Below are 13,922 nucleotides of genomic sequence, written 5' to 3' on the forward strand. Positions count from 1 at the left end.
CTCCGCTACATCATCGTGATTGATTTCAGTTCGGTGTATTCCTCGAAGCCCCAGCGCCCCTGCTCGCGGCCGAGTCCACTCTGCTTGAAGCCGCCGAACGGCCCCCCGCCGTTGAACATGCCGCGCGCCGGTAGAGACCAGCCGGGGCCCTGCCCGCCACCCGGATTGGTTCCCAGATCGACACCGGGCGCGACAGTGTGCACCATGATGTTCCCGGTTCGGATCTGCCTGGCGACATTGAATCCCCTTGCGGCATTGCGGGTCATCACCAGACCCGCCAGACCGTAGATGGAGTCGTTCGCAATGCGGATGGCTTCGTCTTCGGAGCTATAGGTCATCACCGCCAGTACAGGCCCAAAAACCTCTTCCTGACATAAGCGCATTTCGTTGCGGCAGTCGACAAACGCCGTCGGCTCATAGTAGAAGCCGCGTTGCAGATGTTCGGGACGTTTGCCGCCGGCCACCAACCGCGCACCTTCCTCCAGGCCCGACCGAACGAAAGATTCGACTCGCTGACGCTGCTGATCCCTGATAAGCGGCCCGACGACACTGGCGGGATCACGCGGATCGCCGACGGTGATCATGGGAGCCATGGCTTTGACGCCCTCGACATACGCTTCGAGCAAGTGCTCGGGCAACAGAAGTCGCGATGTGACGGTGCATGCCTGTCCGGCATGCATCAACACCTGTCCGAAACCGATTCCCGCGACATCGCTTTCGGTGACATCGTCCAGAACGATGTGCGCGCTCTTGCCGCCTAGCTCCAGCTGTGCGCGTTTCATCGTGGCCGCCGATAGTTCGCGAATGCGTCGACCGGTCGCCGTCGAACCGGTAAACCCGACCATGTCGACGCCTCGGTGAGTACACAGCTCCTCCCCCACGTCCGCACCGCCCACGACCACGTTGAACACACCGGGCGGAAGGCCGGCTTCCTCGCTGACTTTGGCCAGCTCCAGGGCGTTCATCGGGGTCCATGGATGTGGCTTGAGCACCACAGTGCAGCCGACGGCCAAGGCGGCCAGGCACTTCTGGATGTTGATCGAGAAAGGAAAATTAAACGGCGTGATCACTCCGACCACCCCGACCGGTTCGCGGACCACCGTCACGCCGCCCAGGCCAGTCGGCGAAACCACGGGCCCGCCCGGTGCCTCCACCCACGTCACATCGTGTTCAACGAACTCGCCGTAGTAGTGGGCCGCCTCGATGGCGCCACCAACCTGAATCAGGTCGGTGATGAAGCCGGTCGAACCGATCTCCGCGACGACCAGCTCTCGAAGTTCCGCTTTGCGCTGGTCGAGGATCTCAGCGAACCGCTTGATGATCCTTGCCCGTTCCCGGACCGACATCCAGGGCCACGGGCCTTCGTCGAAAGCCCGCCGGGCAGCCTCGACCGCCATGGCCGCTTGCTTCGGTCCACCGTCGACGACTCGGCCGATCAAATCCTCGGTCGCCGGATCGATGACGTCGATGGTGCCGAGGGCGTTGTCGCTCAACCACTTACCGTCGATAAAGCTCTGGTACTCCCGCATCAAACGAGTCCGTCGGCCGTTGACTACGTCAACGTTGGATACGGGGCGGGCTCGAAGTCGAAGACCCGGCGAGCGTTACCCTGCAGGATCTTGTACTTGTCGAGGTCGGACCGGCCGTCGAGTGCCTTATGGGCGGCCTGGAGGGAGTTGGGCCACAGGCTGTCGGTGTGCGGGTAATCCGTTTCGATCATGACGTTGTCGACGCCGATGAAGTCGAGATTGGCCGCACCGAAGTCGTCCTCGATGAAGCAGCCGTACATGTGATCGCGGAAGAGCTGGCGCGGAGATTCCGGGAAGATGTCGGGATCGGTGGGCACAGGGGTCAGGCGCATCGTGCCCGGGTCAACCGCCCAGTTGTTGGCGCGCAGGTATTGGTAGTCGGCGGCGACATGTTCGGCGCGCTCGATGAGGTAGGGGATCCAGCCGATGCCACCCTCGGCCAGCACGATCTTCAGATCGGGGTACTTTTGCAGCTTGCCCGAGAACAGCCAGTCGGTGGTGGAATTCGCCAGGTTGAGGTTGATGTTGACCGCCTGAACCCCGAAAGGCGCGTCAGGCGACGTCGTCGGGCTGACCGAGGACGATCCGATGTGTGTGCACAGCGGCATCTTCGTCTCGTTCACCACCGCGAAGAAATCGTCCCATGCCCCCGAGTGGATGGACGGAAATCCCAGCGGGTGCATGTTCTCCGAGAAGGCAATGGCTTTGGCGCCCTTGCCGGCGCACCGTAGCGTCTCCTCGGCGGCCAGTCGGGCATCCCAGAGCGGGACAATGACCATCGGGATGTAGCGACCGGGCGCCGCCGCGCACCACTCATCGATGACGAAGTCGTTGTACGCCCGCACGCACTTGAGACCCAGGTCGCGGTCACCGAGGTGGGCGAACATCTGACCACAGAACCGGGGGAAGAAGGGAAAGTTCACTCCCGCGATCACATGATCCTCGTCCATGTCGGGGATGCGTGCCACCGGGTCGAAGTATGCACGAGGCATCTCGTCGTAATTCACTGGCAGCGGGGAGTACTCGGGGGGCCTTTGGTGAGCCGCGACCAAGATGCCCATCACCGACGCGCGCGCTTGCTCGTAGACCCACGTATCGACGCCGTCGATACGCTCGACGTGTGGCACTCGATCGCGGTCGGCGGCCGACGCGCGGTCGACCCATAGGTTCGGCGGCTCGATGATGTGGTCATCGACAGAGATCATCCATTGAAGATCTTGCTTGTCCACGGGTTCCTCCCTGATTTTGCTATTACGTTGGCCGCGAGGCGATATCGGCGGTCACCGGCCGCCTCTCACTGGGCGACGCGGTTGCCCGGGCTGAAGACGACCGGCAGGGCGCGGTAACCCCGAGTGACCGAGTTCCCGTGGAAGTCAACTTTCGCCCCAGGGGGAATCACGTAGTCGGGTATCCGATTCAAGGTCTGCTCGACGCCCACCCGGAACTCGAGCCGGGCGAGATTGGACCCCAGACAGCGATGGACGCCGGCCCCAAACCCGAGGTGGCGGTTTGTCTGGCGGTCGAGAATGCACTTGTTGGGCTCGTCGAACTCGCGCGCGTCGCGGTTGGCAGCCGCATAGTTCACGACGACCGTTTCACCGGGACAGAACTTCTGGCCGCTTAGTTCAACCTCTTCCGCGACTGAGCGATGCAGTCCGTGGACCGAACCGGCGAACCGGATGAATTCCTCTATCGCCGTGGGCATCAACTCGGCTTCGCGTACAAGCCGATCGCGCTCCGAAGCATGGGAGCCCAGATGGAAGAAGGCGAACGACATTGCACTAGATGTTGTTTCGAGCCCCGCCTGCACCAGTAGCATCACATTCGCGACAACGTCGTCAAAGCTCAGTTTTTCGCCGTCGATTTCGGCGGCGAGCAAGACATCGATCAAGTCGTCACGCGGCGGTTCACCACGACGTTTGTCGATCTCCTCGCGTACGCGGAGGTAAAGATTCGTCATCGAACCGTTCCGGACCTCTTCGCTCTCACCATTGATCGCAAGGTCGGCTGTCTCGATGTAGAGCGGCACGTCCTCAACGGGCATGCCGAGTAGATACCGGAAGAACACGATCCCAGGCTGCTGCCATGCGACGTCGGCGAGATCGCCGCGGCCCAATTCGATGAAGTTGTCGATCAGCCCGTCGGTGACCGCCCGCACCCGGGGCTCCAAGTCCTTCATGCGACCAGGAGAGAAATACGGGTTGAGAACTTTGCGAAGCTGCTGCTGCCGCGGCGGATCCAAGGTGATCACGATGTCACCGAACGACATCGGGGAGCCTTCCATCCCGACGGGCTTGCTGGAAAAAGTGCGCCAATCACGCAAGATCTCGTAGCACTCGTCGTAGCGGGTGGCGACCCACGCACCCCCCGGCGTAGGGCCCAGGAATGGGACGTCCTGGTGACTGAACGGTCCGTTCTCCCGCATCACCGAGTAGACCTCGTAGAGGAAGTCTTGGTCGTTGAAATCCTCGTGACGAAGATCGAGGTTCCGGGCGTGTTCCTCCGGTGATTTGCTCACCATAAGCCGTCCTTTTCGACACCGGAAGTGCGCATGCCGACACCGTGGTCACGCCACTGTCCATGTGCCATCTTCGCCGGCCCTCGGATTTCTCGCACACGCCGAAATTTGCTTTGGCAGCACAGTAAATCGTCGGCTGAGCGGAGTCAAGTCGCACTCGATAACTATCTGGGGCCACTTGCGTGCGAGCTTCCCCTCAGGCGACGGGTGCTCGCTAAGGTATGTGTGATGACGGCAGACGCGAGGCGGCGAGTTCGCGACAAGGACGGCAAACAGCGAGCCCTCCTTGAAGCGGCTGCCGAGGTCTTTGCCGAAGCGGGATACGCGGCCGCGGCAACGAAGGAGATCGCCCGTCGCGCCGACTGCTCGGAGGCGATGCTCTTCCACTACTTCGGGGACAAGCGAGGCATCTTCGAGCAAGTTGTTTCTCGACAGATCGCCGACCTCGTCAGCGAGGCAGAAGAGCAAGTCGTGGCGAATCTGCCTGCGCGCTTCGAGGACTACATCGAGCAGCTCTTCTTTGCCAGACTACGAATCGACGACCGGGACAGCGGTGTTCCCGGCTGGGACATATCCGGTCGGGCGTTGTCGGACCCGGACTTCTCGCTGCGGGTACTGCAACCCAATCACGCGCGCCGTACGGCCGTGATTGCCGAAGGCGTTCGCAACTACCAGGCTGCGGGGCAGATCCGGGCCGACGTCGACGCCGACCTGTTCGCCGAGCTGCTGGCCAATTTCATCATCTTCACAACGAGCCTCGGACCACGCTGGTTCGGTACGGGCGAGTCAGACATCCGCGCGCAGATCGAACTGGGTTCGCAAATCCTCGCCAAAGGGGTAAGCACGTCGACTAAGAAGCCGCCCGCCAAACGCAGCGGGCGGGTCCAACGGTCCCCGAAGGTGCGTGCGGCCGACTAAAAACCTCAACGACTCACCTGCGGCCAGGGTTATCGAGTCGCACTTGACACGTCAGCTTTCCCGTCGCTAGCGTCGTTGCCAGCCAAGCCGCAGCCATGCGGATGCAGAACACCCTGCTCGATCGGCACGAGCGCGAGGACAGGAAGTGGCGTGTGTGCACTCATCGATGCGGGTAACTCACTTCCGAAGACATTGACGCGGAAAGCCGCAGGACGATGAACGCTCTGCGTGGGGTTCGTGTTGTCGAGTGGGCGACGGAAATTTCCGGCCCCTACTGCACCAAGTTGTTCGCCGACCTCGGAGCGGAGGTCATCAAGATAGAGGCTCCGGATGGGGATCCGTTCCGCCGCAGGATGTTTGGTGATCGAAGCGACACCGGCGCGCTGTTCAAATTCTTGAACGCCGGCAAGCGTTCAGTCGTCGGCACTTCGCTGGCCGACCTGGAGCCTCTGATCGTTTCCGCCGATGTGTTCGTCGATTCTCTCGGCCCCGGGGCACTCGACCGCGAGGCCCTCCTACGACGTGCGCCTCACCTGGTGATCGTGGCGTTGTCTCCGTACGGGTTGACCGGACCGTACCGGGACCGACCCTCCACGGAGTTCACGATCCAGGCCGAGAGCGGAACCCTGTCGTTGCGAGGTCGTCCAGACCAACCGCCCATTCAAGCCGGTGGCCGAGTCTTCGAATGGGTGATGGCCAGCTACGCCGCCGTCGCGGCGCTTGGCGCATTGCGGCGAGTTCAACTCGGCGGCGCAGGCGAAATCGTTGACTGCTCATTGCTGGAGACGTGTCACCTCAGCGCCAGCGGATTCGCCGACCTCTACCACGAGTTGGCCGGTCGGCCCCCTTTGACCGTGCCGGCGCGACAGGTTGAAATCCCTTCCATCGAACCGACCGCGGACGGATGGGTGGGCTTCAACACCAATACCCGCCAACAATTCGAGTCATTCCTCGCGATGATCGGCCGGTTGGACCTCGTCGACGAAGACCCGGCGTGGGCCCTCGCGACGACGCGCTGGGAACGCCGGGAGGAGTGGAATCGGATTGTGCGGGAATGGACGACAAGACATTCCACAGACGAGATCGTCACGTTGGCCTCCGATCTGCGGATCCCCGTCTCTCCCGTCAACAATGGGCAGACCGTGTTGGACCACCCCCAGTTCGCGGCGCGGGGCGTGTGGGGCACCTATGCCGGCGGCGGCTTTACCCACCCTTTGGCGCCCTACCAAATCAATGGCCGACGGCCCGCCCCAACCGCCGGCGCTCCCCCGCTCGGCGAAATGACAAAAGTGCCTGCCCACAGCAGGATTGCTGCCGTCGCCGACCGTGCATCGGGACTTCCGCTGGAAGGCATACGAATTCTCGACGCGACAGCGTGGTGGGCGGGCCCCTCCTCCACCCACATTCTCGCCGCACTCGGCGCCGAGGTCATTCACCTGGAATCGATTCGTCACCCCGACGGCGCACGGATGGCGGCCGCAGCGTTCGCCAGTCAGCCGCAGTGGTGGGAGCGGTCGGGGATGTACCTGGCGACCAACACCAATAAGCGGGGGCTCACCCTCGACCTGTCCTCGCCCGAAGGGCGGGAGCTGCTCTTCGGACTCGTCAAATGCTCGGACATCTTGGTCGAGAACTTCTCGCCCCGTGTCTTCGACAATTTCGGCATCCCGTGGGAGACCATCAGTGCGGTCAGCCCTCGAATACTTATGGTTCGAATGCCCGCATTCGGGCTGGACGGACCATGGCGCAACAACGTGGGCTTCGCGCAGACGATGGAACAGATGACCGGGATGGCGTGGGTGACCGGCCATGAGTACGACCAGCCCCGAATCCCCCGCGGCCCGTGTGACCCGCTGGCGGGAATGCACTCCGCATTCGCCATGCTCGCCGGCCTCCGGCAACGGGATCAGACCGACCGCGGGTCGTTCATTGAAGTCTCGATGGTGGAGGCCGCACTCAACGCAGCCGCCGAGCAGGTCGTCGAGTTCACCGCCTACGGAAACCTGATATCGCGACGGGGAAATCGCAGCCGTGATGCAGCCCCGCAAGGGCTCTATCAATGTGCGGGGACAGAGCGATGGCTGGCGATTTCGGTCGCCACGGATGAGCAGTGGCGCCAACTCAAGTCGGCGCTGGGCAACCCCGATTGGGCAGACGACCCCGCGTTGGACACCCACGAAGGGCGGGTCGAGGCACATGATCTGATCGACAAGCATCTCGAGCAATGGGCTGGCCGGCGAGATTCCTCGGCCGCTGCCGAATTGCTTATCGAATGCGGCGTCCCCGCAGCGGATTTGGTGGACGCCAGGGTCGGTTCGATGCACCCACAACTGGCTGCCCGCGGCTTCTTCGAAGGTCTCGACCACCCCGTCGTGGGACGGCACCACGTGGCGGCACTTCCCTTCAAGTACCGCAGCGTTGGCAAGTGGTATCGGTCACCGGCACCGACGTTGGGACAGCACAACGCGAGCATCCTGGGTGAGCTGCTCGGCCTCGACGGCTCCTCGATAGCGGCGCTGATCGAGCAGGGCGTCATCGGGACCCGACCGGGCGGATTGGACTGAACGGTGAAGCTTCGTGTCGACGCGGACATGTGCCACGGCCACAGCCGTTGTTACGCAACATATCCGGAGATGTTCGATATTGACGACGATGGCATCGCCTTCGTCACCGTCAGAGATATACCGCCGGAGTGGGAGGATCGGGCGCACCATGCGATCGCGAACTGCCCCGAGCGCGCCATAAATATCGTGAAGGAGTCGCCATGAAGGCCAACGGAGCAGTTCTGTGGGGGCTGAACGAGAAGTGGTCGGTGGAAGAGATCGAACTCGATCCGCCGCAGGAAGGCGAGCTGCTGGTCGAATTCGAAGCCACCGGATTGTGCCACTCCGATCACCACATCCGCACCGGTGACATGTTCGGAGTGAGCTTTCCCTTGATCGGTGGACATGAAGGGGCTGGCATCGTTCGAGAGGTCGGCCCGGGGGTTCGCGATGTGGCGGTGGGAGACCATATAGTGACGTCATTCCTGCCGGCTTGCGGACGCTGCCGCTGGTGCGCTACGGGGCGTCAGAACCTCTGCGATTACGGGGCGACCATCCTCGCGGGAGTCCAGGCCGACGGCACCTTCCGGCGCCGCGCCAGAGGACGGGGCATCGGAGCCCTCTCCGGCGTAGGCAGTTTCGCGCAATGGGGCGTGTTGTCGGACGCCTCCGTCGTCAAGATCGACGACGATGTTCCGCTATCGCGTGCATGCCTTCTCGGCTGCGGCGTAACCACCGGCTGGGGTTCGGCCGTCAACACCGCGAACGTCAGTCCCGGCGACGTCGTCGTGGTGGTTGGCTGCGGCGGGATCGGCAGCGGCGCCATTCAGGGTGCGCGGCTGGCGGGAGCGGAGCAGATCATCGTGGTCGATATTGAGCCGAGCAAGCGCGACAAGGCGTTTGAGTTCGGAGCCACTCACTTTGCGATCTCGATGGAGGAAGCAACCCAGTTAGTTGGCGAGATTACGCGTGGAGTCATGGCCGACTCGGCCATCCTCACGCCAGGCGTGCTCGAAGGGGCGATGATCAACGACGCGCTCAACGCGGTACGGAAGGGCGGTGCCGTGGTGGCCACCGCCCTGGCATCGATGTCCGACGTGACACCGACGCTGCCGCTGACGTTGTTCACGCTGTTCCAAAAGCGTCTCCTGGGCAGCCTGTACGGCGAAGCCAACCCGCGCGCCGATATCCCTCGACTCATCAGCCTCTATCGGAGCGGCAAGCTGTTGCTCGACGAGACCGTCACCACCGAGTACAAGCTGAACGACATCAATGAGGCCTACGACGACATGCTCGCCGGCCGCAACATTCGCGGGGTGATCATCCACGAGCACTGAGTCTTTGGGGGGAAGGCGGTCCGCGTCGTTTCTGGCCCGCGCAGTCGGAAGAACAACTTACAGCGAATGCTCAAGTCGATTCACCAACCGTCGTGAAGGGATTCCACTCATGTCATCGCCAGCCGATATCGTCCGCCAGTTCTGCGCCTTGATGGAGCAGCGGGACGCCGAAGCGTTGCGTCCCCTGCTCGCCGAAGGGGCCGTTTATCAGAACGTGGGAATGCCCGCCTTCGTCGGGCCTGACGCCATCACGGAGAACATGGCCGCCCAGTTCGCGATGTTCCCCGACGCGTACGCCTTCGACATCATCAACCTCGCCAGCGATGGTTCCGTGGTGCTCACCGAACGCCTGGACTACATCCAGGCTCCGGACGGAAGCAAGCCGGCCATCCCGGTGATGGGGACCTTCGTCGTCGACGACGACGGGAAAATCACTCGCTGGACCGACTATTTCGACCTGAACCTGACGATAAAGCTCCTTCAAGGCGAGGACATCAGCGCCCTGGTGCCCGCGACCACATGAGTTGGGACATCACCACCGATCTGGGATCAACGGCACTTGCTGTCGCCGCGCAACGGGCGGCAGAAACAGCACAAGACGACCCGTTGATCCACGACGAGTTTGCGGCGGTGTTGGTGGCGGCGGCCAATGAACCGGGTTGGCAACGGCTGGCGGGTGGCGACCTGTCGTGGATGGGCGCCGAGGACGATGTCGGGCGGCGGGTTGCGCGAACGGGCCGAGAGTACGTCGCCACGCGGACGGTTTTCTTCGACGAGTTCTGTGCTGACGCAGCGAGTTCAGGAATCAGCCAATTCGTCATCCTCGCAGCCGGCCTCGACGCCCGCGCCTATCGCTTAGCCCCTCTCACCGGCAAGCGGGTGTACGAAATCGACCAACCGGCAGTCCAGGCGTTCAAAGCCACGGCCCTCACAGCGCATGGCGCTACTCCGCTGGCCGACCTGTGCGCGATTCCTGTCGATCTGCGCGATGAGCGGTGGGCGCTCATGCTGATGGAGGCGGGATGGGACAAGTCGCTGCCGACCGCCTGGCTCGTCGAGGGACTACTGCCCTACCTATCGTCAACCGAGCACAACGCACTCTTCGACACGCTCACTGCGCTAAGCGCACCGGATAGCCGCTTGGCCGCCGAGGTCTATCACCACTCGACCATGCATTTCGGCGACAAACGCCTGAGCGCTTGGCACGACGGAGCAGCCGAGATAGACGACGCACTGGGCGTAGACACGGATGTAACCGCCTTCATCAAAAACCACGACGTCAGCGACACGGCATCATGGCTGTCCCAGCACGGATGGAGCGTGGATTCCCTCGATAGCCGCGAAAAGATGTCGCGCCTCGGCAGGCCGATCCCACCGGACCTCCGCGATATTGCGCCGGCCAGCTCCCTGGTAACAGCGATCCGCAACGGGCCGTAGCGTTCCGACGGATACTGGTCATCTCGAGCTTGGTTCTCAACGAGGGGGTTTCATGCGGGTGCCGAGAGCCGTCGCAAAATTCAATCGTCGAGTCACCAATCCGGCGGCTCGGTCGATCACGCCGTGGCTTCCAGGCCAAGGGACACTCGAACATGTCGGACGCAAATCAGGCAAGCGATATCGAACACCGCTGTTAGTTTTTCCCATCCGCGACGGCTTCGTCGTTCTCATCGGGTACGGGCTGCAATCGGACTGGTTGAAGAATGTCTTCGCCGGTGGACAGGCGGTGCTGCACAGGCGCGGCAAGAGTATCGCGCTAGCCAATCCCCGCCTCCTGAGCAAGGCTGAGGCTGCAACGCTCGTTAGCGGGCCATCTGGTGTGTTCTACCGCCTGTTTCCGTACAACGAAGCGGCGCTGGTGTTGACCAAAATCAATTCCAAGCAATGACTTTGGGCTGCAGACGTGTCGGCACCCCTCACTTAAGGTGCCGGGTGAAAAATCGGGCCGCGTCCTCCCCCGCAAACTGAGGGACCCCGGTGTGCCCGCCCATGTTGGCGTAAAGCGTCTTCTCCCGTGAGCCGAAGGCGTCGAACAGCTCCAGTGCCCGCTGCCGGTCGTTTCCTTCGTCGTCCCACTGCAGCAGGACATGCAGCGCAGTGCGGACTGTCTGCGGACTGGCTGGCGCCATGTGTGGGCGCTGAGCGCGCTATTCGCCGGAGAGAGAGAAGGCGCTGACTGTACGAGGCGGGCGGATACCGCTAGAGGGGGCACCCCCCACCCCCGCCCTACCTGCGAGTCATTTGGGCCTAGAGCCGTTAGAACTTCACGGCAAGGTCTTGGCGACCTATGCGGCGAACGCCCCAGAAGTAAGTGACGAAGGGCATGGTGCACCAGAGGAGGTTCAGGACCACGAACTTGATCCACATCTCGACCGGGCTGCTCATGCTTTGCAGATTGTTCGCAATCTCCACCCCGAAGTAGACCGCTGGGAGTGTGACCTCGACGATCATCCCGCCCATGATGAATGAGAGTTGAGTGCTGGTGAACTGCTTGCCATTCCGGAAGAACTGCACCATAGCGTAAGCCTCGAAGAGGCCGACAAAGAAGGCAATCCACTCAAGGACGACGATGAGCGGGTCACCGTTTAAGTAGCGTGCGTCGCCTCCGAGCAGAATGGGTGCCCACATGTAGCTCCACAGAGCGCCGTGCTGGACTCCGGCCCTGATCTGGTCGATCAGCAACAGCCACGGCAACTCCCAGATAAAGCGTGGGATTAGAGCGATGAAGACCCACACGATCACCATCGCGCTCAGTCGCTCCGACTTCGTCCAGTCACGACGGCCCCCCACCGGTAGCCACGGCAACGCAAGCGCCGTCAAGAAACACCCGACGACGACAACCACCAATCCGGTGGAAGCGACGACGTGGGAAACCCCGCCGTGAAATTCGAGGTACCAAAACACGACATGAATGGCGAAGAAGAAAGCCAGGACTGCGAACAGCGACTTTTGCAGTGACGAGAGTCCGCGCCTCTGCTGCGACTCCTGGTGTTCGTCAGCGTTGATCGTGTCTGTCACAGCCCTACCATTCGCTGGGCGGGTAGCTGCATGCGCGAAGCATGGCACATGCAATGTTTTAGTAGCAAGAGGTTGACCTAAGATTCTTTGAATGAGAGGGAACGCGCTGCACTTGGCGTATTGCGGAGATGGCTGAACGAGCACGAACCGCCCCGCGTCGTCCAAGCAGCGGGCGACAGGAGCGCGGGGATCGGACCCGCGAATTGCTCATCGACGAGACGGTTCGGTGCATTCGCGAGGAAGGCTTCTCTGCGGCTAGCGCGCGGCACATCATTGAACGAGCCGGCCTGAGTTGGGGTGTCATCCAACATCACTTCGGCGACCGCGATGGCCTACTCACTGCGGTAATCGAAGACGCAGTGGACCGCCTCAGCACGTCACTTGATCTGCTAGCCGATTCAGTGCAAGCCACAGACACAGAAGAATTAGTGCGGGCGACATGGGAAGCGTTCGCGAATCCAAAGGCTATGGCGGGCTTGGAGATTCTCATCTCCACCAAGCAGTTGCGCGGCGTGATTGAGGGCAAGCCCATGCAACGCCTGGGCGCGGCGCTGGCGAACATGATGAACCGGTTAAACGAAACGACCAACGGCGATCATGCCGTCGCATTGGGCATGCTGCTGTGGACCACGCCGGTAGCGATGATGATCGCGGAGATGTTCGCCACACGCCCGCTCGCCGCCAAGGATGCGCAGAAGGCGGTTGCTGCCCTCATTGACGCGCATCGCTGACTAATGTCAGCCTCACCCCCGCGTCTTCGGTGTAGCTCTAAGACTGTTGGGATTCCGGCGATTCTGCCAGTACCCGATACACGGTGGCGCGACTGACGCCCAGTGTCGACGCGATGATGCCCGCCGACTCGCCGCTCGCGTGCATTCGTTGCGCCAGAGCAATCTTCGACTGATCCAATGCCTTTGGACGTCCAATGGACTGCCCGCGCGCCCGACGCGCCTCCCGCGAAGCTGCCCGCCGTTCCCGGCCCAATTCCAATTCCAGTTCCGCGAGGCTAGCCAGAACACCTGCCACCATCCGGCCCGCCGCGTTCGAGGTGTCGATCCCTTCCCGCAAAGACCGCAGCACGATGCCGCGCTCGCCCAGTTCCCGAATGGTCGTCATAACCTCTGCGGCATTGCGGCCCAAGCGGTCGATGCCGACGACGACGATGGCGTCGCCTTCGCGGGCGTAGTCCAGCAGCGCCGCAAGGCCGGGGCGCTCTTCCCTCGTAGAGGTACCTGACAGCTTGTCGCTGTAGACGCGCCCTCCTGACGCTGCTATCCGATCGATGCGGACTGCACACGGCGCGACAATGGCACGACAAGCCAAGACCATCCTCAGGGGCGCTCTGCAACTCGCGGTGATGGCCAGCGTGCTCAGCGCCAACCCGGTACGCGATGTCCAGCCAATCCGGTCGAAGGCGCAGCCGAAGGGAGCGACCGCCCTAACCGGCGACCAATTAAGGAGGCTGTTGAGCGAGCTACGAGCCTCCGAGTATTGCCGGGAACGTGACCTTGTCGACCCGATCACGGTGTTCATCACAACGGGCTTACGACCCAGCGAGTTGTTCGGGCTGCGGTGGGCTGATTTCGACCCCGAGGATGGGACGGTCACGGTCGCCGGAGTTGTGATCCGAGTACCGGGCGAGGGGATGCAATGGAAAGACGCGCCCAAGACAACCGCCGGTGCGCGGACCATCAAGCTGCCCGCGTTCGCCATCGACACGCTGACCGCCCGTCGATCGCGACCGTACCTGGGCGAGCAGACGATGATCTTCCCGTCGACCGCCGGGACCTGGCGCGACCCGAACAACTTCCGCAAGCAATGGCGTCAGGTCCGAGATGATCTCGGCGTCCCAGACGCCAAGCCGTACAGCTTCCGCAAGGCGGTAGCGACCCTGATCGACGACGAAGGACTCTCGCCTCGGATTGGAGCCGACCAGCTTGGCCATGCCAAGGTGTCGATGACCCAGGACCGGTATATGAGCCGTGGCCGGATGCACACCGAGGTCGCAGAGCTGCTCGACCGCACCATAAGCGATGAATAAACGATGGACCTTGGCGAGACT

14 protein-coding genes and 1 pseudogene are annotated in these 13,922 nt (G+C 62.5%); 9 read left to right on the plus strand and 6 right to left on the minus strand.

All coding sequences use genetic code 11. The annotated features are described in order from the left end of the window. Positions 1-5: 5 nt before the first annotated feature. The 3 genes from AWC03_RS17150 to AWC03_RS17160 all read right to left on the minus strand — a co-directional run bounded on the left by AWC03_RS17150 (position 6) and on the right by AWC03_RS17160 (position 4,050). Positions 6-1,529: an aldehyde dehydrogenase family protein gene (locus AWC03_RS17150; protein ID WP_085241918.1), complete on the minus strand. Its 1,524-nt coding sequence runs from the start codon at positions 1,527-1,529 to the stop codon at positions 6-8. A gap of 23 nt (positions 1,530-1,552) precedes the next feature. Continuing rightward, positions 1,553-2,734, minus strand: coding sequence for an amidohydrolase family protein (locus tag AWC03_RS17155; protein ID WP_249025910.1), 1,182 nt, complete (start codon positions 2,732-2,734; stop codon positions 1,553-1,555). 89 nt (positions 2,735-2,823) lie between these two features. Next, positions 2,824-4,050: a cytochrome P450 gene (locus AWC03_RS17160; RefSeq protein WP_211279248.1), complete on the minus strand. Its 1,227-nt coding sequence runs from the start codon at positions 4,048-4,050 to the stop codon at positions 2,824-2,826. 225 nt (positions 4,051-4,275) lie between these two features. Here AWC03_RS17160 and AWC03_RS17165 point away from each other — a divergent pair, with 225 nt between their 5' ends. From AWC03_RS17165 to AWC03_RS17195, 7 genes are all read left to right on the plus strand, one after another. After that, positions 4,276-4,965, plus strand: coding sequence for a TetR/AcrR family transcriptional regulator (locus AWC03_RS17165; RefSeq protein WP_085241920.1), 690 nt, complete (start codon positions 4,276-4,278; stop codon positions 4,963-4,965). A 215-nt stretch (positions 4,966-5,180) separates the two neighbouring features. Next, positions 5,181-7,529 (plus strand): CaiB/BaiF CoA transferase family protein, encoded by a 2,349-nt coding sequence (locus tag AWC03_RS17170; RefSeq protein ID WP_085241921.1) that lies wholly within the window; start codon positions 5,181-5,183, stop codon positions 7,527-7,529. Between the two features lie 3 nt (positions 7,530-7,532). Beyond that, positions 7,533-7,733: a ferredoxin gene (locus AWC03_RS17175; protein ID WP_085241922.1), complete on the plus strand. Its 201-nt coding sequence runs from the start codon at positions 7,533-7,535 to the stop codon at positions 7,731-7,733. Further along, complete coding sequence (locus AWC03_RS17180; protein WP_085241923.1) at positions 7,730-8,845, plus strand: NDMA-dependent alcohol dehydrogenase; 1,116 nt, start codon at positions 7,730-7,732, stop codon at positions 8,843-8,845. The genes AWC03_RS17175 and AWC03_RS17180 overlap by 4 nt, the downstream gene beginning before the upstream one ends. A gap of 109 nt (positions 8,846-8,954) precedes the next feature. After that, complete coding sequence (locus AWC03_RS17185) at positions 8,955-9,368, plus strand: limonene-1,2-epoxide hydrolase family protein (RefSeq protein WP_085241924.1); 414 nt, start codon at positions 8,955-8,957, stop codon at positions 9,366-9,368. After that, positions 9,365-10,282, plus strand: coding sequence for an SAM-dependent methyltransferase (locus AWC03_RS17190; protein WP_085241925.1), 918 nt, complete (start codon positions 9,365-9,367; stop codon positions 10,280-10,282). The genes AWC03_RS17185 and AWC03_RS17190 overlap by 4 nt, the downstream gene beginning before the upstream one ends. A 52-nt stretch (positions 10,283-10,334) precedes the next feature. Next, positions 10,335-10,730 (plus strand): nitroreductase family deazaflavin-dependent oxidoreductase, encoded by a 396-nt coding sequence (locus tag AWC03_RS17195; RefSeq protein ID WP_085241926.1) that lies wholly within the window; start codon positions 10,335-10,337, stop codon positions 10,728-10,730. Between the two features lie 28 nt (positions 10,731-10,758). Here AWC03_RS17195 and AWC03_RS17200 read toward each other — a convergent pair. Both AWC03_RS17200 and AWC03_RS17205 read right to left on the minus strand, forming a co-directional pair. Beyond that, a pseudogene (locus tag AWC03_RS17200) lies at positions 10,759-10,941 on the minus strand (alpha/beta hydrolase); the annotation flags it as partial. 157 nt (positions 10,942-11,098) lie between these two features. Continuing rightward, on the minus strand, positions 11,099-11,860 hold the full coding sequence (locus AWC03_RS17205) for a hypothetical protein (protein ID WP_085241927.1): 762 nt from the start codon (positions 11,858-11,860) through the stop codon (positions 11,099-11,101). Between the two features lie 203 nt (positions 11,861-12,063). Here AWC03_RS17205 and AWC03_RS17210 point away from each other — a divergent pair, with 203 nt between their 5' ends. Further along, positions 12,064-12,591, plus strand: a complete 528-nt coding sequence (locus tag AWC03_RS17210) for a TetR/AcrR family transcriptional regulator (protein WP_244275301.1) — start codon at positions 12,064-12,066, stop codon at positions 12,589-12,591. Between the two features lie 37 nt (positions 12,592-12,628). Here AWC03_RS17210 and AWC03_RS17215 read toward each other — a convergent pair whose 3' ends face one another. After that, positions 12,629-13,168, minus strand: coding sequence for a recombinase family protein (locus AWC03_RS17215; protein ID WP_249025913.1), 540 nt, complete (start codon positions 13,166-13,168; stop codon positions 12,629-12,631). On the opposite strand from AWC03_RS17215, the gene AWC03_RS17220 reads away from it, so the two are divergent. Further along, positions 13,167-13,901 carry a site-specific integrase gene (locus AWC03_RS17220; RefSeq protein ID WP_249025911.1) on the plus strand — a complete coding sequence of 245 codons (735 nt, stop codon included), beginning with the start codon at positions 13,167-13,169 and terminating at the stop codon, positions 13,899-13,901. The genes AWC03_RS17215 and AWC03_RS17220 overlap by 2 nt on opposite strands. Positions 13,902-13,922 lie beyond the last annotated feature (21 nt).

It is taken from the genome of Mycobacterium europaeum, assembly GCF_002102155.1.
GTDB lineage: Bacteria > Actinomycetota > Actinomycetes > Mycobacteriales > Mycobacteriaceae > Mycobacterium > Mycobacterium europaeum.